The organism is Streptomyces sp. WMMB 714, assembly GCF_900090125.1.
GTDB classification, from domain to species: Bacteria; Actinomycetota; Actinomycetes; order Streptomycetales; family Streptomycetaceae; genus Streptomyces; species Streptomyces daqingensis.
Window position 1 is genome coordinate 22,126 of record NZ_FMHJ01000017.1, and the last position, 20,027, is coordinate 42,152.

The following is a 20,027-nucleotide window of genomic DNA, read 5'->3' on the forward strand; positions in this document are numbered from 1 at the left end:
GTTCCGTACGTGGGTGGCTGGGTAAGCAGGCCCGAGTATCCCACGCACGGGCAGGGCCGGGCACACGCATATCCCAGGGGCGGGCGGCACCCCGGCAGTGGGAGAATGGGCCCCGCAGACACGCCTCGCCGGAGCAGAGAGAAGGAAGTGCCGGAAGTGGATCGCACCACCAGCGAGACCGACTGGGTCTCCCGTATCGCGGATGACGTCGTCGCCGAAGCGGAGCGTCGTGCGCCCGGGAAAGCAGTGGTCTGCGCCTCCGGGCTCTCCCCCTCCGGCCCCATCCACCTGGGCAACCTGCGCGAGGTGATGGTTCCGCACCTGGTCGCCGACGAGATCAAGCGGCGCGGCGTGGAGTGCGAGCACATCATCTCCTGGGACGACTACGACAGGTTCCGCAAGGTGCCCGCCGGTGTCGAGGGCGTCGACGAGTCCTGGAACGAGCACATCGGGAAGCCGCTCACGTCCGTGCCCGCCCCGCCCGGGAGCGCGTACGAGAGCTGGGCCGCGCACTTCAGGAGCGCGATGGAGGAGTCGCTCGCCCAGCTCGGCGTCGAGTACCGCGGCATCAGCCAGACCGCGAAGTACACGGCGGGCGCCTACCGCGAGCAGATCCTCTTCGCGATGCGCGAACGCGAGCGCATCGACGCCGTGCTGGAGCGCTACCGGACGCTGGACAAGGCCGCGGCGGGCGGCAAGAAGCAGCAGAAGAAGAAGCAGGGCGAGCCGGACGCCGCCGAGCTGGAGGCCGCCGAAGGCTCGGGCGCCGCCTCGGAGGACGACGGCTCGGGCGCCGGCGGCGGGGCGTACTACCCGTACAAGCCCTACTGCACGGCCTGCCTGCGGGACACGACCACGGTCACGGCGTACGACGACGCGACGACCGAGCTGACCTACAGCTGCCAGTGCGGCCACAGCGAGACCGTCCGGCTGGACGAGTTCGACCACGGCAAGCTGGTGTGGAAGGTCGACTGGCCGATGCGCTGGGCGTACGAGGGAGTGGTGTTCGAGCCGAGCGGCGTCGACCACCAGTCGCCCGGCTCGTCGTTCGTCGTCGGCGGCCAGCTCGTCAAGGAGATCTTCGACGCCGAGCAGCCCATCGGGCCCATGTACGCGTTCGTCGGCATCAGCGGCATGGCCAAGATGTCGTCCTCCAAGGGCGGGGTGCCCACGCCCGCGGACGCGCTGGAGATCATGGAGGCGCCGCTGCTGCGCTGGCTGTACGCGCGCCGCCGCCCCAACCAGTCGTTCAAGGTGGCCTTCGACCAGGAGGTCCAGCGCATGTACGACGAGTGGGACGCCCTGGAGCGGAAGCTCGCGGCGGGCCAGGCCCAGCCCGCCGACGCCGCCGCGCATCTGCGTGCGTCCACCACCGCCGCGGGGCCGCTGCCCTCGACGCCGCGTCCGCTCCCGTACCGCACCCTCGCCTCCGTCGTGGACATCACGGCGGGGAACGACGAGCAGACCCTGCGCATCCTCAGCGAGCTGGACCCGGAGCGTCCCGTCAGCGCGCTGGACGAGGTGCGCCCGAGGCTCGACCGCGCCCAGCGCTGGATCAGCACGCAGGTGCCCGCGGAGCAGCGGACGCGCGTGCGGGAGGAGCCGGACACGGCGCTGCTGGAGTCGCTCGACGACGAGCAGCGCGAGTCGCTGCGGCTGCTGCTGGACGGCCTGGACCGCCACTGGTCGCTGGAGGGCCTGACGCAGCTCGTCTACGGCGTCCCGAAGGTGCAGGCCGGTATCGAGCCGGAGGCCAAGCCGACACCCGAACTGAAGGTGGCGCAGCGGTCGTTCTTCGCGCTGCTCTACAAGCTGCTCGTCGGGCGTGACACGGGCCCGCGGCTGCCGACCCTGCTGCTGGCCGTGGGATCGGGCAGGGTGCGCAAGCTGCTCGGGGCGTGACCCCGGGACGGGCGCGCTGCCGCCGCCACGCGCGTGGCGCGCCCGTTCGGCACCCCTCGCGGTCGGTTCCTCCGGGCGGTGCGGGTCAGCCCGCGAGGCCCATCTCGGTGTTGTACCGCTCCCTGAACTCCCGCATGTACGAGCGGAGATAGCTCTCGCTCAGCAGCGATCCGTCGGCGTTCGTGACGCCGTGCCGCTCGTGCAGGGCGCGGGAGAGCTGGCGCGCGTTGGGGAAACTCGCCTGCGAGGCGACGAACTGCCGGTAGGCGTTGAAGTAGAACTCGTCGCGCGGCACCCCGTCGGGTATGCCGACGGGTTCGGTGTCCTCCGGCAGAGAGCCGGACGCCGGGGCGGCGGGGGCCTGTTCGCGGAGCTGCCGTTCCGGCGGCAGGTCGTAGTCGTAGTCGAACTCCTGCTGCGCCTGCTCCGCCGCCAGGGCCTGCTGCTGGGACGGCGGCGCGGGCCTGGGCTCAACGAACAGCTGCTGCTCTTCGGCGCGTTGCGGGGGCAGGTAGGCGGGCCCGCCGTTGACGGGTGCGTTCGAGTTGCCCAGCGCGCGGCGGCGGCCGGGGCCCACGGGCACGGTCACCTGCGGGTTCGGGGGCTGCGCCTCGGCGTACGAGTACGCGGGGGCCTGCTCCTGCGGCTCGTGCGCCGCGGCCGGTGCCGGCTCCGGTACCGGCCCGGGGGCAGGGTCGCCGGCCTCGTGCGCCGGCGGTCTGCGGGACGGCGCCTGCGGTGCCGGCTCGGCGGCCGCCTCGCCCGCACCGTCGGTCGCCGCGGCGAACGGCCTTTCCCCGGCGGCCTGTTCATGCTGCACGGCGGCCGACGGTTCCGCCTCGCCCGCGGGGGATCCGGCCGCTCCCGCGGTGAGTTCCGGACGCGGCCGGTCCTGCTCCGCCCGCTCGCGCACGGCACCGGCACCGCGGGACGCCGCCGCCGGACGGGACGCCACGGCGGGCGCGTCGATGCCGGCCGCCGCGAGTCCCTGCGGTCCGGTCTCCGACAGCGGGACGCCGTAGCGCGCGAGCTTCAGCGGCATCAGGGACTCGACGGGGGCCTTGCGCCGCCAGCTGCGTCCGAACCGCGCCTGTAGCCGGGCCTCGTAGACGAGCCGGTCCTGCTCCATGCGGATCACTTCGTCGTAGCTGCGCAGCTCCCACAGCTTCATCCGGCGCCACAGCCGGAAGGTCGAGGGGAACGCCAGCAGCCAGCGCGAGACGCGCACGCCCTCCATGTGCCTGTCGGCCGTGATGTCGGCGATCCGCCCGATCGCGTGCCGGGCGGCCTCGACGGAGACGACGAACAGGACGGGGATCACCGCGTGCATCCCGACGCCGAGCGCGTCGGGCCAGGCGGCGGCGCCGTTGAAGGCGATCGTCGCGGCGGTCAGCAGCCACGCGGTCTGGCGCAGCAGCGGGAAGGGGATGCGGATCCACGTCAGCAGCAGGTCCAGCGCGAGCAGGACGACGATGCCCGCGTCGATGCCGATGGGGAAGAAGGGGGCGAACGCGCCGAAGCCCTTCTTCTCGGCGAGGTCGCGCACGGCGGCGAACGAACCGGCGAAGCCGATCGCGGCGATCGTCACGGCACCGATGACGACCACCGCGACCAATATGCGGTGTGTACGAGTCAGTTGTACGGCCTGCACTGGAGTTGTCCCCCACCCTCGGAAACCGGCGCGGCGCACCAGACTGGCACACGCGTCAAGTCCCCGCCGCACGGAGTACGGCGGGGGCCCGGCCTCACTTCAGGGACGCGACCGCTTCCTTGGCCGCCTTCTCGGCGTTCTTCCCGAGGTCGTCGGCCTTGGGGAGCTTGGCGTCCTCGAACCCGGCGCCCGAGTAGTCGACGGAGACGACGACGTTCGCCTGGCGCACCACGAGGCGCTCCTCGCGGAAGGCCTCGGACTTCTTGCCGTCCTTCTTGTCGACCTCGTAGCTGACGGCAGTCGCCTGCTCCCCGATGCCCTTGACCGGCTCGGTCTTGAGGTCCTTGTTGGCCTTGTCGGTCTTGAGGCCGTCGACCTGCTGCTGGAGGAAGGCGCCGGCGAGCTTGTCGCCGGAACCGCGGGAGGCGTCCGAGTCGAAACGCTTGAGGGAGACGGTCAGCTGCCGGTAGTCGAACTTGTCGAGGCCGCTCCACAGGCAGCTTCCCGAGTCCTGGGTGTTGCCCGCGCCGATGCGCTTGCCCGAGGCGTTGTCCGTCTTCGGCGTCAGCTTCTTCACCGTGTCCTTGGAGAGCGTCTTGCACGCGTCCGGCAGCTCCTTGAACTTCACGGGAGCCGCGCTGGGAGTGCTCTCGCCCTGCTCGGAGGAGGCCGGCTCCTCTCCGGAGTCGGAGGAGCAGCCCGCGACGAGCAGGGCCGGAAGAACGAGTGCCGCGCAGGCGAGCGTACGGGCGGAACGCGTGGCGCTTCGCGAGGAGGTTCGCTGAGCTGTACGGGGCATGGTTCCTTCGCTTCCAGTCAGTCTGCGTCTGCGTCGTCAGTTGTCGTCGAAGTCCGCGGCGAGCTCTTCCGCGACGCTGCGGGCCTTCTCCTGCAACTCGGCGCTGTCCGGGGTGCGCCGCTTGTCGGTCAGCCACTGGTCGTAGGTGACCGTGGCGATCACGTTGGCGCTCCGGAAGACGAGCGTAATGTCCCGGTGGACTCCGGAGTCACCGGTGTCCAATTGGTCGTCGATGTAGGCGTTGTCGCCGATATCGTCGAGTGTCCGCGGGGAAAGGTCCGCGTCAGAGGAGGGGGACGGTTCGCCGCCCGGCTCCTCGGAGGCGTCGGAGCCGCCGCCGCTGTCGGATTTCTCACCCTCGCCGCCGGGGTCGCCGCCGCCTTCGCCGCCGCCCTTGCCGTCCGTGCCGGAGTCCGCCGCCTCACTTCCGCCGTCCTCGCCGGAGCCGCCGCTCCCGGATTTCCCACCCTCGTCGGCGGGGTCGCCGCCCTCGCCGCCTTCCTCGTCGGCCGGGGGCTCGCTCTCGGTGGGGATCTCGGCCTGGCCGGCGCGCTCGTCGTAGAGCAGCTGCGCCTGCTCGTCGTCGCTGACGGCGGGGTCGTAGGAGACGACGCGCTCGAAGTCGACGGTGAGGTTGCGGGTGGCCAGGCTGTTCGTGCTCTTCCAGCGGCAGCCGGCGCGGCGGTCGGTGTCGTACGTGGCGATCGGCTGCCCCTCGTACGGCGACTCCTCGTCGCCGCTCGCCGTTCCCTTGCCGGGGGTGCTGCTGCCCTGCGGGGCGCCCTCGGCGTCCGGGAGGAGCTTCTTGAGGGTGCTCAGGTCGACGGCTCCGCAGGGCTCGGGGAGTGTGCGGTACCTGCCGGGCGGGGCCGAGGAGTCGGGGGCTCCGGAGCTGCCCGCCTTGGTGTCCTCGCCGCCTTCGTCCTCCGGGGAGCCCGTGCAGGCAGTGAGCCCGCCGGAGAGCATGACGGCCAGCGCGACGCCGGTGAGGTACGTCCTAGCCCTCCGCTGCACTGTCCTGCCTCCTGGTCCGGCACTGCCGTCGGTGATGGTTGCTTCGTCGCGGGGTGCCGGCCGCCCGCCGCGGGTCGGGCCGGCGGGCTCCTGCGGGGGCGGTGGCCGCCCGGGGGCCCGGCCGGAGGGGCCGGTGGTCCGGCGTCGCCGGAAAAGCGTTGTCGCCGTGGCGGGGCCACGGAACACAATGTCTATCGCACGCACGGCTCGGCCGTCCGGTCGACCGGTGCTTATGTTGCGCAAAGTCCTCTTTTTCCTTTTTCTGGGCTTGATGCGCTTGTCTGTGCTTCGTCCATGGGGGAGTTGAGTGAGATGTCCTACACCGAGGTAGCCGGCGCACGGGTGCCCATCCGGATGTGGGCCGACCCGGCGACCGTCGAGGCGGGGGCGATGCAGCAGCTGCACAACGTCTCCACGCTGCCCTGGATCCAGGGCCTCGCGGTGATGCCGGACGTCCACTACGGCAAGGGCGCGACGGTCGGCTCCGTGATCGCCATGAACGGTGCGGTCTGCCCGGCCGCGGTCGGCGTCGACATCGGCTGCGGCATGTCCGCGGTGAAGACATCCCTCACGGCGAACGACCTGCCGGGCGACCTGTCCCGGTTCCGCTCGAAGATCGAGCAGGCGATCCCCGTGGGCCGCGGGATGCACGGCGAGCCCGTGGACCCGGGCCGCCTGCACGGTTACCCGACCGCGGGCTGGGCGGACTTCTGGAAGCGGTTCGACGGCATCGCGGAGGACGTGAGGTTCCGCCGGGAGCGGGCCGTGAAGCAGATGGGCACCCTCGGATCGGGCAACCACTTCCTGGAGGTGTGCACCGACACCGAGGGCGCGGTGTGGCTGATGCTGCACTCCGGGTCCCGGAACATCGGCAAGGAGCTCGCGGACCACCACATCGGCGTCGCGCAGAAGCTCCCGCACAACCAGGACCTGATCGACCGGGACCTGGCCGTCTTCGTCGCGGACACCCCGCAGATGGCGGCGTACCGGAAGGACCTCTTCTGGGCGCAGGAGTACGCGAAGCACAACCGCGCCGTCATGATGGGGCTGCTGAAGGACGTCGTCCGCAAGGAGTTCAAGAAGGCGAAGCCGGTGTTCGAGCCCGAGATCTCCTGCCACCACAACTACGTCGCGGAGGAGCGGTACGGCGGACTGGACCTGCTGGTGACCCGAAAGGGCGCCATCCGGGCGGGCTCCGGCGAGTACGGCATCATCCCCGGCTCGATGGGGACCGGGTCCTACATCGTGAAGGGGCTCGGCAACGCCGCGTCGTTCCAGTCCGCCTCGCACGGTGCGGGCCGGAGGATGAGCCGCAACGCCGCGCGCAAGCGCTACTCCGCCAAGGACCTGGAGGAGCAGACGCGGGGCGTGGAATGCCGCAAGGACTCCGGGGTGGTGGACGAGATCCCGGGCGCGTACAAGCCCATCGAGCAGGTCATCGACCGGCAGCGCGACCTCGTGGAGGTCGTCGCGAAGCTGAAGCAGGTCGTCTGCGTCAAGGGGTGAGGCGCGGACGGGACGGCCCCCGGGCGGTGCTTGAGTTCTGGTGAACCCGGGGGCCGCGCGGGGTGGGTCGCCGCGGCGGCGCGGGGGCGGGGCGGTACGGGCGGGCGCCGGGCGTCAACGCTCCCGGTGCACCTTGGAGTTGGACGCCTGGGCGCGGGGGCGCACGACGAGCAGGTCGACGTTCACGTGCGGCGGGCGCGTGACCGTCCACGTGATGGTGTCCGCGACGTCCTCCGCGGTGAGCGGCTCGGCCACGCCCTCGTAGACCTTGGCGGCGCGCTCGGCGTCCCCGCGGAAGCGGGTGAGCGCGAACTCGTCCGTCTTCACCATGCCGGGGGCGATCTCGATGACGCGCACCGGCTGCCCGCACAGCTCCAGGCGCAGCGTCTCCGCGAGCACGTGGGCGCCGTGCTTGGCCGCGACGTAACCGCCGCCGCCCTCGTACGTGGCGTGCCCGGCCGTGGAGGAGACCACCAGGACCGTGCCGTCGCCCGAGGGGGATCCGGTCAGGGCGGGCAGCAGCGCCTGGGTGAGGTGGAGTACGCCGAGGACGTTGACCTCGTACATCGTGCGCCAGTCGGCCGGGTCGGCCGTGGCGACGGGGTCGGTGCCCAGGGCGCCGCCGGCGTTGTTGATCAGGACGTCGCAGCGGTCGAGCCCGGCGGCGAAGGCATCGACCGCCGCTCTGTCGGTGACGTCCAGCGGGGTTGCGACGGCCTCGTGGCCCGCGCCGGTCAGCTCCTCGGCGAGCGCGTCGATCCGGTCGCGACGCCGGGCGGTCAGGACGACCCGGTAGCCCGCTTCGGCGAGTTGGCGTGCGGTGGCGGCGCCGATACCGCTGCTGGCGCCGCTGATGACAGCAGTGCGGTTGGTCATGGCTGAAGGCTACGTGCGCTGTCCAGAGGGGCCGGGGGGAGGAGCGGCCCATGGGCAGCGGGCAGCGGGCAGCGGGCAGCGGGCAGCGGGCGTGTGGGCGACGGCGGGGCGTGCGGGCGACGGCGGGACGGCCACGCCTCTGCCGGGCGGGAGGCGGCGCGGCTCTCAGCGGGCGGCGAGGACGCCCTCGACCACGGCCCGCAGACCGGGTGTGAAGGCGTCCTCGGCCGTCAGCGAGGCCCAGCGGTTCCCGACACGGGCCAGGCGGGGGAACTCTTCCGGGTCGAGCCCGCCGAACACCCGCTCCCGGTACGTCGTACGGTCGTGCTCCGCGCGGCGCTTGGCGGCCGTCCCCCGGACGACCATCTCTCCGGCGGTGTAGTACCAGATCGTGCGGTACCCGTGCACGGCCTGCTCCAGGGTCAGCCCGCACTCGACCAGGCCGCCGACGATCTGCTCGACGTGCCACAGGGCGGACGTGGACATCAGGTCGTCGGCCGTCAGCACCTCCACGATCCAGGGGCATCCGGCCAGCGCCTCATGGATCGCGGCCGCGCAGACGGTGACCTTCTCGCGCGGGTCGGCGGGCAGTTCGGGCCGGCGCAGCGTCCGTGCGGCGTAGTCGTCCAGCAGCAGGACGAGCAGCTCTTCCTTGTTGCGCACGTGGTGGTACAGCGCCATGGGGGTGGTGCCGACCTCGGTGGCGAGCCGGCGCATGGTCAGCCGGTCCACGCCTTCCTCGTCCACGATCCGGCGGGCGGTCCCGACGACCTGCCCGAGTGAGATGCGCGCGGGCCGGCCCCGGGCCTTTCGCGGTGCGGGCGGCTGGGACGGCTGGGACAGCTGGGACATGGCCCCATCATCACGCAGGACCCGACAGCGCTGACCTCCCTCGCTAGTTGTCTTACCTGTAAAAGAACTGAGAGGCGGACCCGGGTTGATCCTGGGGGCGACCGCCGCCGTCCTGTTCGTCCTCACCTGGACATACCGGTCGTCGACGTCGCCCTGCCCGCGATCTGCGCCGCGCTGGGGTTCGCACCGGTCGACCTGGCGCGGTTCGCGCACGGGTACGCCCTGATGTTTTCGGCGGATTCCTGCTGCTCGGCGGGCACGCCTGCGACGTGTGCGCTGGGCGTCCTGGCAGGCGGGCTGCTATCCCCGTCGCGCGGGCGGGCGCCGGGTGATGCTCGTCAACCTGCCTGTCGTGGCGGTGGCGCTCGTACCCGTGGCCGTGGGCGTGTCCGCGGGGGAGCCGCACGTACGGGCGGGAGCGGCTGGACTCGCCGGGCGCCCCTGGCGACCGGACCCGAGGGAGCGCCGCGGCCGTCAGTGACCGCGCGGCGCGTACATGATCACGGCGACCCCGGCGAGGCAGACGAGAGCACCGGTCACGTCCCACCGGTCGGGGCGGAAGCCGTCCACGACCATGCCCCAGGCCAGCGAGCCCGCGACGAAGACGCCCCCGTACGCCGCCAGGATCCGGCCGAAGTCCGCGTCGGGCTGCAACGTGGCGACGAGCCCGTAGAGCCCCAGGGCGACGACGCCCGCACCGATCCACGCCCACCCACGGTGCTCGCGGACGCCTTGCCAGACGAGCCAGGCTCCGCCGATCTCCAGGAGCGCGGCGAGAGCGAACAGGACGATGGAGCGGCCGACGAGCATGACCGCAGGCTACGCGGCACGCGGCGCCGTGGCACCCGCCCATTGCCGCAGAGCGCGACGCAGGCCCTCCGCGTCCGGTGCGTCGCTTGCCCAGGCGATGTATCCGTCGGGCCGTATCAGCAATGTCCGGGTTCGCTGCCCGCCGCTTCCGCCCGCCGACTGGACGTGTACGACGCGCTCTTCGTCGGCCGCTTCCGGGCCGGGTGCGTCTCCTGCCGGCGTGACCAGCACGAACTTGCCTTCCCTCAGGGCCTCGTAGAGCCGTTCGCGACCCGGCGCGGGTTCGAGCGCGAGGTCCGGAGCGCGCTTGCCGACGAGAGGGTGGGAACCGCGCGGGGACGGGTACGAGACGCCGATGCCGGAGACGGTACGCACAGCGCGCCGGCCCAACGGGCCCACCCGGTTGAGGAGTTCGGCGCCGACCGCGCGCAGGGCGCGCAGCGCCGGGGAGCGGGCGAGGGCGAGCCGGATGATGGCTCCGCTGGCCCGCAGCGCCTGCTTGCCGACCGGGTGGCGTTCCCTGTGGTAGCTGTCGAGCAGTTCGGCGGCCGCGCGGCCGTGCAGCACGGCGGAGAGTTTCCAGCTGAGGTTCGCCGCGTCCTGCAGGCCCGTGTTCATCCCCATGCCCCCGGCGGGGGAGTGGACGTGCGCGGCGTCCCCCGCGAGGAGGACCCGGCCCACGCGGTAGCGCGGCACCTGGCGTTCGTCGCTGTGGAAGCGGGAGACCCAGCGGGGGCCGTACATCCCGAAGTCGGAGCCGAGGGCCCGGCGGGTGAAGTCGCGGACCTCGCCGAGATCCGCGGGTTCGCTGTCCGGGAGCTGCCGCTTCCGGTTCCATCCGCCCACGCGGTACCAGCCGTCGCCGAAGTCGGCGACCAAGGCGAACGCGTCGTCGACGGCGTTGAACATGAAGGGTTCCGACGGAGGTTCGGCCAGCCGGACGTCGGCGAGCACGATGGAGCGGATGACGGATCTGCCGGGGAAGGGGAGCCCGAGCGCCGAGCGGACACTGCTGCGCACTCCGTCGCAGCCGACCAGGTACGAGGCGCGCAGCGTGCCCGTGGTGACGGCAGGGGCAGCGGCGGCGCCTCCGGCAGGGGCGACGCTCCCCGAGCCCGACCCGTCCGACCCGTCCGGCTCGTCCTGCGCTCCCCCCGCTGCCCACACCGCGACGTCCACCTCGACGCCCGTCCCGTCCTGGCGGAGGCCCGTGACCTCTGTGCCGTACAGGAAGGTGGCCCCCGCCTCGCGGGCCCGCCGCTCCAGCAGCCGCTCGACCTCGGACTGGCCGACGACGAGGATGTACGGATAGCGGCTCGGCAGCGTCGTCGGATCGAGCACCGCACGCCTGAAGACCCCGAGCCGCTCCGCGTGGGCGCCCAGACCGGCCAGTTCGTCGCCCACGCCGCGGGCGTCGAGCTGTTCCAGGGTGCGGGCGTGCACCACCAGGGAGCGGGTGAGGTTGCTGATGCCCGCATCGCGTTTCTCGACGACCGTCACTCTGTGGCCGGCGGCCGCGAGATCGCCGGCGGTCAGCAGACCGGCGGGGCCCGCGCCCACGACGATCACGTCCGCCGCCCTCGATGTGCCGTCCCCCGGAACCTGTGCACTGCTGCGAGCCATGGCGCCTCCCCGGATGCCAACGCTTGTTGGTCAACGCTTGTTGGCAACGTTAAGGACCTCGCTCTGGCCTGTCAACACGCGTTGGCCTACAGTCGTTGGCATGGACGCTCAGAGGTCGGCCGAGGGCAAGGCGCGTGCGGACGCGGACGCGGCGGGGAACGTGGCGGGGAACGCCGCCGCCGGGGCGGCCGGTCGGCACCGCCGCTCGGAGGCGACGAGGGCCGCCATCCTCGAGGCCGCCCGCGACCGGTTCGCCGCCGACGGCTACGAGCGCGCGACGATCAGGGCCATAGCGCGTGACGCGGGGATCGACCCTTCGATGGTGATGCGCTACTACGGCAACAAGGAGGGCCTGTTCGCCGCCGCGTCCGAGATCGACCTGCGGCTGCCCGACTTGAGCGGCACCCCGCGGGAGGAGGCCGGAGCCCGGCTCGTACGCCACTTCCTCGACCGGTGGGAGGGCGACGAGACGCTGAACGCGCTCGTGCGCGTCAGTGTCACCAACGCCGCCGGCGGCGAGCGGCTGCGGGCCGTCTTCCGCGATCAGGTGGCTCCCGTGGTCGCCGCCGTGTGCCCCGACCCGTCGCAGGCTCCCACCCGTGCCGCCCTGCTCGCCTCACAGGTCCTGGGGATGGCCCTGACGCGGTACGTGCTGAAGCTGCCTCCGGCGGCCGCTCTCGGCCACGAGGAGATCGTCGCGTGGCTCGCACCGTCCGTGCAGCGGTATCTCACAGCCGAACAGCCGTGAGAACAGCGGCCGTTGCGGTGCCCGGACGGGGCCCCTTCCCGTCTGCCGGCCCGGCTCCGCGCCCGTGGCGGGACGGAACGCGGAACGGAGCCGCGCCACCGCCGCCCGGGTTCCGATGAGTTGACCCGGAACGCATGGGTACCCGGGAGGCCACGGACGGATCCCCAGTTGATGAGAGGTGTCATACGTGTCGTCCTCCCTCGTAGAGACCGTGGATGTCGAAGCCCCCGTCGGCGTGACCTGGGCCCTGTGGCACGACGTGGCGGAGTGGCCGAAGTTCCTGCGGCACGTGAAGGACGTCGTACGCATCGACGACCGGTCCTTCTCGTGGTGGCTCGATCTTCCGGGAGCGGACAAGAGCTTCACGGCCGAGATCACCGAACTCGTCCCGCAGGAGCGCATCGCGTGGAAGACGACGGACGGCGTCGAGCACGCCGGGGTCGTGACCTTCCACCGCCTCAGCGACACGTCGAGCAGGGTGACCCTGCAGATCGAGTACAACCCGCAGGGGTTCGTGGAGCGGCTGGGCGCGCTCACCAACCTCGACTCCGCGCTGACCAATTACGACCTGGGCGAGTTCAAGCACAAGGCGGAGTCCGCCGCGGGCAACACCGCGAAGCTCTGAACCCGCAGCCGTGGCCGCGTACGGCGGTGGCCCCGCAACTCCCGCGCGGCGACAGCGCGGTGCGGCGGAAGCACAGGCAGCACGAAGCCCGCGTGGCGGCGTACGCCCGGAGGGGGCGCCGTCACGCGGGCCGGAGTACACGGCGCGGGCCGCCTCTCGGGGCGGCGGCGGGCGGGTCAGCGAGGGAACAGCCTGCGCGGGAACAGGCAGTGCGGGAACAGGCAGTGCGGCGGGATCAGGGCCAGACCAGGCAGTACGGCTGGTGCCCCGCCATGTGCAGACGGTCGGAGAAGTCCTGCCACTCGTGCAGGAGTTGGTACACGTTGTAGGCGTCCTGGGGGCCGGAGCGGTCCGGAACCGTCGACCAGATGAAGGCGGCCGCGCCGACCGACTCCTCGCCGATGCCGCGCAGCGGGTCGACCACGGTCATCGGCAGCTTCACCACCGCGTAGTCCGGGTGCAGCACGACGAGTTCGAGCGGAGGCACCCGGTGCAGCGGTATGCCTTCGATCCCGGTGAGCACCATGGCGGCCATCGTCTCCGGCTTGATCTTGGTGAACATGCCGTGGCCCAGCTCGTCGCCGCCGAGCTCCTCCGGGCGCATGGAGACGGGCACCCGTGCGGCCGTCGCGCCGTCCGGGGCGCCGAAGTACTTGTAGGTCACCCCCACTCGGCCGCCACCCTTGCTGCTTCCAGTGTCCTTCTCCACCGCGTCTCTTCGGTGGCGTCCCCTTGCGCGCTCCGGACCGAGGTCCCCGGTACCCTCGCCCAGTCCTCCACCGCGCTGCATGTCACCACCCGACCACTCGCGGCTACCGCCGCGCAACCCGATCATCGTGTCAGAGACCTCCCCGCCTCACGGGTCGTGAAACGCCCCGCAGCGTCCGGGTAATCCCCGCGTTACCCGGCCCGTACCGCCCGGGCCGCCCATCCCGCACGTACCTCCCGGTGGGACGCCGTCCGGTCGGGGCGCTCTGACACCATGGCCCTCGTGACTTACTCGTACGAGGCCCCAGTATCGCAGTCGCTCTTCGACCGTGCCGCCGCTGTGACACCAGGAGGCGTGAACTCTCCGGTGCGCGCGTTCCGTGCCGTGGGCGGTACGCCCCGGTTCATGGTGTCCGGCGCCGGTCCGTACCTCATCGATGCGGACGGGAGGGAGTACGTCGACCTCGTCTGCTCGTGGGGGCCGATGATTCTGGGTCACTCTCACCCCGAGGTGATCGCGGCCGTTCAGGAAGCGGTGGCGCGCGGCACTTCCTTCGGCACGCCCGGCGAGGACGAGGTGCGGCTCGCGGAGGAGATCACCGACCGGATCGGGCCGGTGGAGCAGGTGCGTCTGGTCTCGTCCGGCACGGAGGCGACGATGTCGGCGATCCGGCTGGCACGCGGCTTCACCGGGCGCGCGAAGGTGGTGAAGTTCGCCGGCTGCTACCACGGGCACGTGGACGCGCTGCTGGCGTCGGCCGGTTCGGGCGTCGCCACGTTCGGGCTCCCCGACACCCCGGGCGTGACCGGTGCGCAGGCCGGCGAGACGATCGTCCTGCCGTACAACGACATCGAGGCCGTGCGTGCCGCGTTCGCCGCGCAGCCCGACGGGATCGCGTGCGTCATCACCGAGGCCGCCCCCGGAAACATGGGAGTGGTGCCGCCGCTTCCCGGGTTCAACGCCCAACTGAAGGAACTCTGCGGGCAGTACGGCGCGCTCTACGTCTCCGACGAGGTGATGACGGGCTTCCGCGTGAGCAGGCAGGGCTGGTACGGCATCGACGGAGTCGCCCCGGACCTGATGACGTTCGGCAAGGTGATGGGCGGCGGCTTCCCGGCCGCGGCCTTCGGCGGGCGGCGCGACGTGATGGACCACCTCGCCCCGTCGGGCCCCGTCTACCAGGCGGGAACGCTGTCGGGGAACCCGGTCGCGACGGCCGCCGGTGTCGCGCAGCTGCGGCTGCTCGACGACGCGGCGTACGCGGCGGTGGACACCGCGTCCGGGCAGTTGCGCGACGCCGTCACGGGCGCGCTCGAAAAGGCGGGCGTCGCGCACCGGTTGCAGGTCGCGGGCAACATGTTCTCGGTGTTCTTCACCGATTCGCCGGTCACGGACTACGAAGGGGCCAGGTCCCAGGACGCCTTCCGCTTCACGGCGTTCTTCCACTCGATGCTCTCGCAGGGGGTCTATCTGCCCCCGTCCGCTTTCGAGTCGTGGTTCGTCTCGACCGCGCACGACGACGGAGCGCTGGAGCGGGTGGCCGACGCGCTGCCCGCTGCCGCACGAGCCGCAGCGGAGGCGACGGCATGAGTACCGAGGGCGGAAGAGCCGCGGAAGCACGTCCCGGCGACGAGGGAACCGTCACCGTGGTGCACGTGATGCGCCACGGCGAGGTGGAGAACCCCACCGGCATCCTGTACGGGCGGCTGCCCGGCTACCACTTGTCCGAACTGGGCCACCGGATGGCCGACCGGGTGGCCGAGCATCTGGCGGGACGCGACATCAGGCACGTCGTCGCCTCACCTCTGGAGCGGGCGCAGGAGACGGCCGAGCCGATCGCCAAGGCGCACGGTCTGGACGTCTCCACGGACGGGGACCTGATCGAGGCCGACAACGTCTTCCAGGGCCGGACCGTCGGCGTGGGCGACGGCGCCCTGCGCAGGCCCGCGAACTGGCGGCACCTGTTCAATCCCTTCCGGCCCTCCTGGGGGGAGTCGTACGTGCACCAGGTCGTGCGGATGCGTGCCGCGATCGACGCGGCACGTGACGCGGCGCGGGGGCACGAGGCGGTCTGCGTCAGCCACCAGCTTCCGATCTGGACGCTGCGCAGCTTCGTCGAGCGGCGCAGGCTCTGGCACGATCCGCGACGCCGCCAATGCACCCTGGCCTCGCTGACCACCTTCACCTTCAACGGGGACAAGATCGTCTCCGTCGGCTACACGGAGCCGGCGCGCGACCTGGTGCCGCCGCACCTCCGCGCGGGCGCGCGGGGAGGGAAGGGCGGCGGGGGCCGGGGGGCCTGAGCCGCCGCTGCGCCGCACACGCCGCGGCCCCGGCCCGACGTCGTGCGAGCCGTCTCCGCGTACCGGCCGAGCGCGCACCGGAGACGGGGGGCGGGAAAGATCCCTTCGAGAGCCATGCGAAACTTTTCACATGAGTAGGATCCGCGCCTTCCGCCGACGCTCCGCCCCGCTGGTCGCCACGGTCGTGGCGGGTGTGGCGGTGCTCGCCGGGTGCGGTGACGGGGAGACGGGATCGTCGTCCGGCGACAAGAACTTCGTCGAGGGCACCGGCCAGATCACCAAGGTGCCCGGCGGTGAGCGGCAGGCGGCTCCGGACCTCTCCGGCAAGGGCGTCGACGGCGAGCGGCTGGACCTCTCCGACTACAAGGGGAAGGTCGTCGTACTGAACGTCTGGGGCTCCTGGTGCAAGCCCTGCCGCGACGAGGCGCCGAACCTCGCCAAGGTCGCGAGGGAGACCGACGACGAGGACGTCCAGTTCGTCGGCATCAACACCCGCGACCTGGACCGCGCCAACGCGAAGTCCTTCGAGCGCAACTACGAGGTCGACTACCCGAGTTTCTTCGATCCCAGCGGCAAGCTGATCCTCCGCTTCCCCCGGGGCAGCCTCTCCCCGCAGGCCATTCCGTCGACGCTGATCCTGGACCGCGAGGGCAAGATCGCCGTCCGGGCGCTCAAGGAGCTCAGCGAGAGGGAGTTGCGCTCCGCGCTCGACCCGCTGACGGCGGAGAAGTGACCACGGCATGAGCGAGCTCGCCGATGCCGCCGCCCTGATGACGACGGCAGCCGCCGGTCCGGGCGGAGTGAACCACACCGTCCTGAGCGGTGCGCTGCTGCTGGCGGTTCCCATCGCGGTCCTCGGCGGCCTGGTCTCCTTCTTCTCCCCGTGCGTCCTGCCGCTCGTCCCCGGCTACCTCAGCTACGTCACGGGGGTCAGCGGCACGGACCTCGCGCAGGCGCGCCGCGGCCGGATGCTTCTGGGCGCGGGTCTCTTCGTGCTCGGTTTCACCGCCGTCTTCGTCTCGGGCGGTGCCCTCTTCGGGGGCTTCGGGGCGACCCTCCAGGAGCACCGGACGGTGATCTCCCGGGTGCTGGGGGCGCTGACGATCCTGCTGGGGCTGGCGTTCATGGGCGCGCTCGGCCCGCTGTCGCGCTTCACGTCCCGCGAGTTCCGCATCCACCGCAGGCCGGCTGTCGGACTCGCGGGGGCGCCGATGCTCGGCGTGCTCTTCGGCATCGGCTGGACGCCGTGCATCGGGCCGACGCTCGCCGCCGTGCAGACCCTCGCCTTCAACGAGGCCAGCGCCGGCCGCGGCGCCCTGCTGACCGTGGCGTACTGCGTCGGCCTCGGCGTCCCCTTCGTCGTCGCCGCCATCGCCTTCCGCCGGACGCTCGGCGCCTTCGGCTGGGTGAAGCGGCACTACGCGTGGGTGATGAGGACGGGCGGGGCGATGCTGGTCGTCGTCGGGCTGCTGCTCGTGACGGGGGCCTGGGACCGGATCGTGTACGACCTGCAAGTCTGGTCGTCCGACTACACCGTGGGAATCTGAGCTATGCGTACGACGTCCACCGACTCCGGCAACAGCGGTGCCTCCGGGCACGGCGGCGGCGACGCCGCGGGCACGGCCGGGGACGAGACCCGGCTGACGCGCGAGGCCGCCTCGCAGCTCGACCAGCTGGACGAGCAGTCGCAGCGCTCGACGCTCTCGACCGCCCCCGGCGAGGACAGGCTCAACGTCCCCTCCATGAGCGCCCTCGGCTGGGCCCGCTGGATCTGGCGGCAGCTGACCTCGATGCGCGTCGCCCTGATCCTGCTCTTCCTGCTCTCCCTCGCCGCGATCCCCGGCTCGGTCATCCCGCAGACCAACGTCGACAGCGTCAAGGTCGAGGAGTTCAAGGAGAAGCACGACGTCATCTCGCCCGTCTACGAGAAGCTGCAGCTCTTCGACGTCTACACCTCGGTGTGGTTCTCCGCGATCTACATCCTGCTGTTCGTGTCGCTGGCCGGCTGCATCGTGCCCCGCACGTGGCAGTTCGTGGGCCAGCTGCGGGGGAGGCCGCCGCGTGCGCCGCGGCGCCTGGACCGGATGCCCGCCTACACGACCTGGCACACCGGTGCCGAGCCCGACGCCGTGCTGGGCGGGGCCGCGAAGCTGCTGGGGAAGCGGCGCTTCCGGGTGCAGCGCGACGGCGACGCCGTCGCCTCGGAGAAGGGTTACCTGCGCGAAGCGGGCAACCTCGTCTTCCACATCGCGCTGATCGTGCTGCTGCTGGCGTTCGCGGCCGGGCAGCTGTGGAAGTCCGAAGGCGGCAAGCTGATCATCCAGGGCGACGGCTTCTCCAACACCCTCACGCAGTACGACGACTTCAAGTCCGGCTCCCTCTTCGACACCAGCGACCTGGACTCCTTCGGCTTCACCCTCGACCGCTTCCACGCCACGTACGAGGAGAGCGGCCCGGAGAAGGGCACGGCCCGCGACTTCCGCGCCGACGTCTCGTACTGGAAGGGGGCGGACGGCAAGGAGCGGCGGAGCACGATCGAGGTGAACCATCCGCTGGAGGCGGGCGACACCAAGGTCTACCTGAACGGCAACGGCTACGCGCCCGTGGTGTCCGTCAAGGACGGCGAGGGCAGGACGGCCTACCGGGGTCCCGTGCCGTTCCTGCCGCAGGACGGGAACCTGACGTCGTCGGGTGTCGTGAAGGTCACCGACTACCGCAACGCGAAGGGGTTCAAGGACCAGCTCGGCTTCCAGGGCTTCTTCGTGCCGACCTTCGGCGGCTCGGGCTCCGGCTCGATGTTCTCGCAGTCCCCTTCGCTGAAGTACCCGGTGCTCTTCCTCACCGCCTACCACGGCCCCCTCGGGTACGAGAGCGTCTACCAGCTCGACACCGAGCCCATGAAGCAGTTCAAGGGGAAGGACGGGAGGCCGCTCGCGAAGAAGATCCTTCCCGGCGAGTCCATGAAACTCCCGGACGGGAAGGCCTCGCTGAAGTTCGAGGGCGTACGGAAGTGGGCCCAGTTCCAGATCGTCCATCAGGTCGGCAACGGCTGGGCGCTGGGCGGTGCGCTCGCCGCGATCGCCGGCCTCGCCGGTTCGCTGTTCATCCAGCGGCGCCGCGTGTGGGTGCGGGCGGTCGCGGGGCCGGACGGCCGCACCGTCGTGGAGATGGCCGGGCTCGGCCGCAGCGAGTCCGCGAGACTCCCCGAGGAGCTGGGCGACCTGGCGCTCTCCCTGCAGTCCGACGCCCCTCCGGTGCACGAGGAGACCGGACCGGACGCCGCTGAGGACGCCGCGGACGCCGCGGACGCCGGTGACACCGGGGAGACGGACTGCGCCGACACCGAGGCCACCGGCACCGGCACCGGGGGAGCGGACCGGAGCCCGGCTCCGCAGGTTCCCCCGTCCCGCACCCCGCCCCCGCCCGGCAAGACCACCGAAGACAGCCCCCAGGACGGCGCCGAAGCCTCGCCGCGAGGAGAACGCCAGTGAACATCGCTGCCGCAACCAACGAGAGTCTCGCCGAGATCAGCAACTACCTGATCTATTCGGCGATGGCCGTGTACACGCTCGCCTTCGCCGCTCACATCGCCGAGTGGGTCTTCGGCAGCCGCAGCAAGGTCGCACGCACGGCCGCGGCGCTGAGCGGCAAGGGCGAGAAGGAGAGCGGGGACGCCGCCGCGCCCGCGGTCAAGGTGCGCAAGGGCGGGAGCACTTCGGTGCTGGAGCGCCCCAAGGTCGTCGTACGCTCCTCGTCGGGCCGCCGCGGCGACCTCCCCGACGGCCCCGGCGCCGCGGGCGGTGACGAGCAGGGCGACCTGTACGGCCGGATCGCCGTCTCCCTGACGACGCTGGCCTTCCTGCTGCACGTGGCGGGCGTGCTCGCTCGCGCGCTGTCGGTGCAGCGTGCCCCGTGGGGCAACATGTACGAGTTCTCGACGGCCTTCTCGATGGTCGCCGTCGGCGGCTACCTCGGGTTCCTCGTCGCGAAGAAGAACGTCCGCTGGATCGGCCTGCCGCTGGTCACGACGGTCCTGCTCGACCTGGGGCTGGCCGTCACCGTGCTCTACACCGAGAGCGACCAGCTCGTGCCCGCGCTCCACTCCTACTGGCTGTGGATCCACGTCTCCCTGGCCATCTGCTGCGGCGCGCTGTTCTACCTCGGCTTCGTGGCGACGGTGCTCTACCTCTTCCGGGACCGCTACGAGGTGAAGCTGCTGGACGGGGGCAAGCCCGGGGGCTTCGCCACGTCCGTCCTGGAGCGGCTGCCGTCCTCGACGTCGCTGGACAAGTTCGCGTACCGCATCAACGCGGCCGTCTTCCCCGTGTGGACGTTCACGATCGTCGCCGGCGCGATCTGGGCGGGCGACGCCTGGGGACGCTACTGGGGCTGGGACCCGAAGGAGGTCTGGTCCTTCATCACCTGGGTCGCGTACGCGTGCTACCTGCACGCCCGCGCCACCGCGGGCTGGAAGGGCCGCAAGGCCGCCTACCTGGCGCTGCTGGCCTTCGCGTGCTTCCTCTTCAACTACTACGGCGTGAACATCTTCTTCAACGGCAAGCACAGCTACGGCGGGGTCTGAGCCGTACGGCCCGTCCGGGCCGCCGGC

18 protein-coding genes are annotated in these 20,027 nt (G+C 71.7%); 10 read left to right on the forward strand and 8 right to left on the reverse strand.

Annotation, left to right across the window (positions count from 1 at the left end):
* Window positions 1-156: 156 nt before the first annotated feature.
* Entirely contained in the window at window positions 157-1,902 is a 1,746-nt protein-coding gene (lysS, locus tag H181DRAFT_RS25620; protein ID WP_045866818.1) for a lysine--tRNA ligase, read from the forward strand.
* 85 nt (window positions 1,903-1,987) lie between these two features.
* Here the strand turns inward: lysS and H181DRAFT_RS25625 are convergent, their stop codons facing one another.
* The 3 genes from H181DRAFT_RS25625 to H181DRAFT_RS25635 all read right to left on the reverse strand — a co-directional run bounded on the left by H181DRAFT_RS25625 (window position 1,988) and on the right by H181DRAFT_RS25635 (window position 5,366).
* Window positions 1,988-3,553, reverse strand: coding sequence for a DUF2637 domain-containing protein (locus H181DRAFT_RS25625; RefSeq protein ID WP_254666971.1), 1,566 nt, complete (start codon window positions 3,551-3,553; stop codon window positions 1,988-1,990).
* Between the two features lie 94 nt (window positions 3,554-3,647).
* Window positions 3,648-4,352, reverse strand: a complete 705-nt coding sequence (locus H181DRAFT_RS25630) for a hypothetical protein (protein WP_045866819.1) — start codon at window positions 4,350-4,352, stop codon at window positions 3,648-3,650.
* 36 nt (window positions 4,353-4,388) lie between these two features.
* Window positions 4,389-5,366 carry a hypothetical protein gene (locus tag H181DRAFT_RS25635; RefSeq protein ID WP_045866820.1) on the reverse strand — a complete coding sequence of 326 codons (978 nt, stop codon included), beginning with the start codon at window positions 5,364-5,366 and terminating at the stop codon, window positions 4,389-4,391.
* 312 nt (window positions 5,367-5,678) lie between these two features.
* On the opposite strand from H181DRAFT_RS25635, the gene H181DRAFT_RS25640 reads away from it, so the two are divergent.
* A complete protein-coding gene (locus H181DRAFT_RS25640; RefSeq protein ID WP_045866821.1) occupies window positions 5,679-6,872 on the forward strand; it encodes an RtcB family protein in 1,194 nt (397 codons plus the stop codon).
* 114 nt (window positions 6,873-6,986) lie between these two features.
* On the opposite strand, the gene H181DRAFT_RS25645 is transcribed toward H181DRAFT_RS25640, so the two are convergent.
* From H181DRAFT_RS25645 to H181DRAFT_RS25660, 4 genes are all read right to left on the reverse strand, one after another.
* Window positions 6,987-7,748, reverse strand: coding sequence for an SDR family NAD(P)-dependent oxidoreductase (locus H181DRAFT_RS25645; protein ID WP_045866822.1), 762 nt, complete (start codon window positions 7,746-7,748; stop codon window positions 6,987-6,989).
* Window positions 7,749-7,913: 165 nt separating this feature from the next.
* Window positions 7,914-8,600 carry a TetR/AcrR family transcriptional regulator gene (locus H181DRAFT_RS25650; protein WP_175439828.1) on the reverse strand — a complete coding sequence of 229 codons (687 nt, stop codon included), beginning with the start codon at window positions 8,598-8,600 and terminating at the stop codon, window positions 7,914-7,916.
* Window positions 8,601-9,074: 474 nt separating this feature from the next.
* Complete coding sequence (locus H181DRAFT_RS25655; RefSeq protein ID WP_045866823.1) at window positions 9,075-9,410, reverse strand: YnfA family protein; 336 nt, start codon at window positions 9,408-9,410, stop codon at window positions 9,075-9,077.
* Window positions 9,411-9,419: 9 nt separating this feature from the next.
* Window positions 9,420-11,033: an FAD-dependent oxidoreductase gene (locus H181DRAFT_RS25660; RefSeq protein ID WP_045866824.1), complete on the reverse strand. Its 1,614-nt coding sequence runs from the start codon at window positions 11,031-11,033 to the stop codon at window positions 9,420-9,422.
* Between the two features lie 100 nt (window positions 11,034-11,133).
* Here H181DRAFT_RS25660 and H181DRAFT_RS25665 point away from each other — a divergent pair, with 100 nt between their 5' ends.
* Together H181DRAFT_RS25665 and H181DRAFT_RS25670 are read left to right on the forward strand one after the other, a co-directional pair.
* Window positions 11,134-11,781, forward strand: coding sequence for a TetR/AcrR family transcriptional regulator (locus H181DRAFT_RS25665; protein WP_078895978.1), 648 nt, complete (start codon window positions 11,134-11,136; stop codon window positions 11,779-11,781).
* A gap of 187 nt (window positions 11,782-11,968) precedes the next feature.
* Complete coding sequence (locus H181DRAFT_RS25670) at window positions 11,969-12,406, forward strand: SRPBCC family protein (protein ID WP_045866825.1); 438 nt, start codon at window positions 11,969-11,971, stop codon at window positions 12,404-12,406.
* A gap of 235 nt (window positions 12,407-12,641) precedes the next feature.
* On the opposite strand, the gene H181DRAFT_RS25675 is transcribed toward H181DRAFT_RS25670, so the two are convergent.
* Window positions 12,642-13,196 carry a hypothetical protein gene (locus H181DRAFT_RS25675; RefSeq protein WP_074468050.1) on the reverse strand — a complete coding sequence of 185 codons (555 nt, stop codon included), beginning with the start codon at window positions 13,194-13,196 and terminating at the stop codon, window positions 12,642-12,644.
* A 192-nt stretch (window positions 13,197-13,388) separates the two neighbouring features.
* Here H181DRAFT_RS25675 and hemL point away from each other — a divergent pair, with 192 nt between their 5' ends.
* The 6 genes from hemL to ccsB all read left to right on the forward strand — a co-directional run bounded on the left by hemL (window position 13,389) and on the right by ccsB (window position 20,000).
* On the forward strand, window positions 13,389-14,705 hold the full coding sequence (gene hemL / locus H181DRAFT_RS25680) for a glutamate-1-semialdehyde 2,1-aminomutase (RefSeq protein WP_074468051.1): 1,317 nt from the start codon (window positions 13,389-13,391) through the stop codon (window positions 14,703-14,705).
* On the forward strand, window positions 14,702-15,418 hold the full coding sequence (locus H181DRAFT_RS25685; RefSeq protein ID WP_045866828.1) for a histidine phosphatase family protein: 717 nt from the start codon (window positions 14,702-14,704) through the stop codon (window positions 15,416-15,418). Before hemL ends, H181DRAFT_RS25685 begins: the two co-directional genes overlap by 4 nt.
* Window positions 15,419-15,548: 130 nt before the next feature.
* On the forward strand, window positions 15,549-16,151 hold the full coding sequence (locus H181DRAFT_RS25690; RefSeq protein WP_045866829.1) for a TlpA family protein disulfide reductase: 603 nt from the start codon (window positions 15,549-15,551) through the stop codon (window positions 16,149-16,151).
* Between the two features lie 37 nt (window positions 16,152-16,188).
* Window positions 16,189-16,965 carry a cytochrome c biogenesis CcdA family protein gene (locus H181DRAFT_RS25695; protein ID WP_045866903.1) on the forward strand — a complete coding sequence of 259 codons (777 nt, stop codon included), beginning with the start codon at window positions 16,189-16,191 and terminating at the stop codon, window positions 16,963-16,965.
* A gap of 3 nt (window positions 16,966-16,968) precedes the next feature.
* Window positions 16,969-18,909: a cytochrome c biogenesis protein ResB gene (locus H181DRAFT_RS25700; RefSeq protein ID WP_078895981.1), complete on the forward strand. Its 1,941-nt coding sequence runs from the start codon at window positions 16,969-16,971 to the stop codon at window positions 18,907-18,909.
* Window positions 18,906-20,000 (forward strand): c-type cytochrome biogenesis protein CcsB, encoded by a 1,095-nt coding sequence (ccsB, locus tag H181DRAFT_RS25705; protein ID WP_045866830.1) that lies wholly within the window; start codon window positions 18,906-18,908, stop codon window positions 19,998-20,000. The genes H181DRAFT_RS25700 and ccsB overlap by 4 nt, the downstream gene beginning before the upstream one ends.
* Window positions 20,001-20,027: the final 27 nt, after the last annotated feature.

Coding starts and splice junctions, on each gene's coding strand:
- H181DRAFT_RS25650 (WP_175439828.1), bottom strand. CDS start 8,600: ATGTCCCAGCTGTCCCAGCCGTCCCAGCCGCCCGCACCGCGAAAGGCC.
- H181DRAFT_RS25675 (WP_074468050.1), bottom strand. CDS start 13,196: ATGCAGCGCGGTGGAGGACTGGGCGAGGGTACCGGGGACCTCGGTCCG.
- H181DRAFT_RS25655 (WP_045866823.1), bottom strand. CDS start 9,410: ATGCTCGTCGGCCGCTCCATCGTCCTGTTCGCTCTCGCCGCGCTCCTG.
- H181DRAFT_RS25695 (WP_045866903.1), top strand. CDS start 16,189: ATGACGACGGCAGCCGCCGGTCCGGGCGGAGTGAACCACACCGTCCTG.
- H181DRAFT_RS25700 (WP_078895981.1), top strand. CDS start 16,969: ATGCGTACGACGTCCACCGACTCCGGCAACAGCGGTGCCTCCGGGCAC.
- H181DRAFT_RS25660 (WP_045866824.1), bottom strand. CDS start 11,033: ATGGCTCGCAGCAGTGCACAGGTTCCGGGGGACGGCACATCGAGGGCG.
- H181DRAFT_RS25690 (WP_045866829.1), top strand. CDS start 15,549: ATGAGTAGGATCCGCGCCTTCCGCCGACGCTCCGCCCCGCTGGTCGCC.
- H181DRAFT_RS25630 (WP_045866819.1), bottom strand. CDS start 4,352: ATGCCCCGTACAGCTCAGCGAACCTCCTCGCGAAGCGCCACGCGTTCC.
- H181DRAFT_RS25640 (WP_045866821.1), top strand. CDS start 5,679: ATGTCCTACACCGAGGTAGCCGGCGCACGGGTGCCCATCCGGATGTGG.
- H181DRAFT_RS25685 (WP_045866828.1), top strand. CDS start 14,702: ATGAGTACCGAGGGCGGAAGAGCCGCGGAAGCACGTCCCGGCGACGAG.
- H181DRAFT_RS25665 (WP_078895978.1), top strand. CDS start 11,134: ATGGACGCTCAGAGGTCGGCCGAGGGCAAGGCGCGTGCGGACGCGGAC.
- hemL (WP_074468051.1), top strand. CDS start 13,389: ATGGCCCTCGTGACTTACTCGTACGAGGCCCCAGTATCGCAGTCGCTC.
- H181DRAFT_RS25645 (WP_045866822.1), bottom strand. CDS start 7,748: ATGACCAACCGCACTGCTGTCATCAGCGGCGCCAGCAGCGGTATCGGC.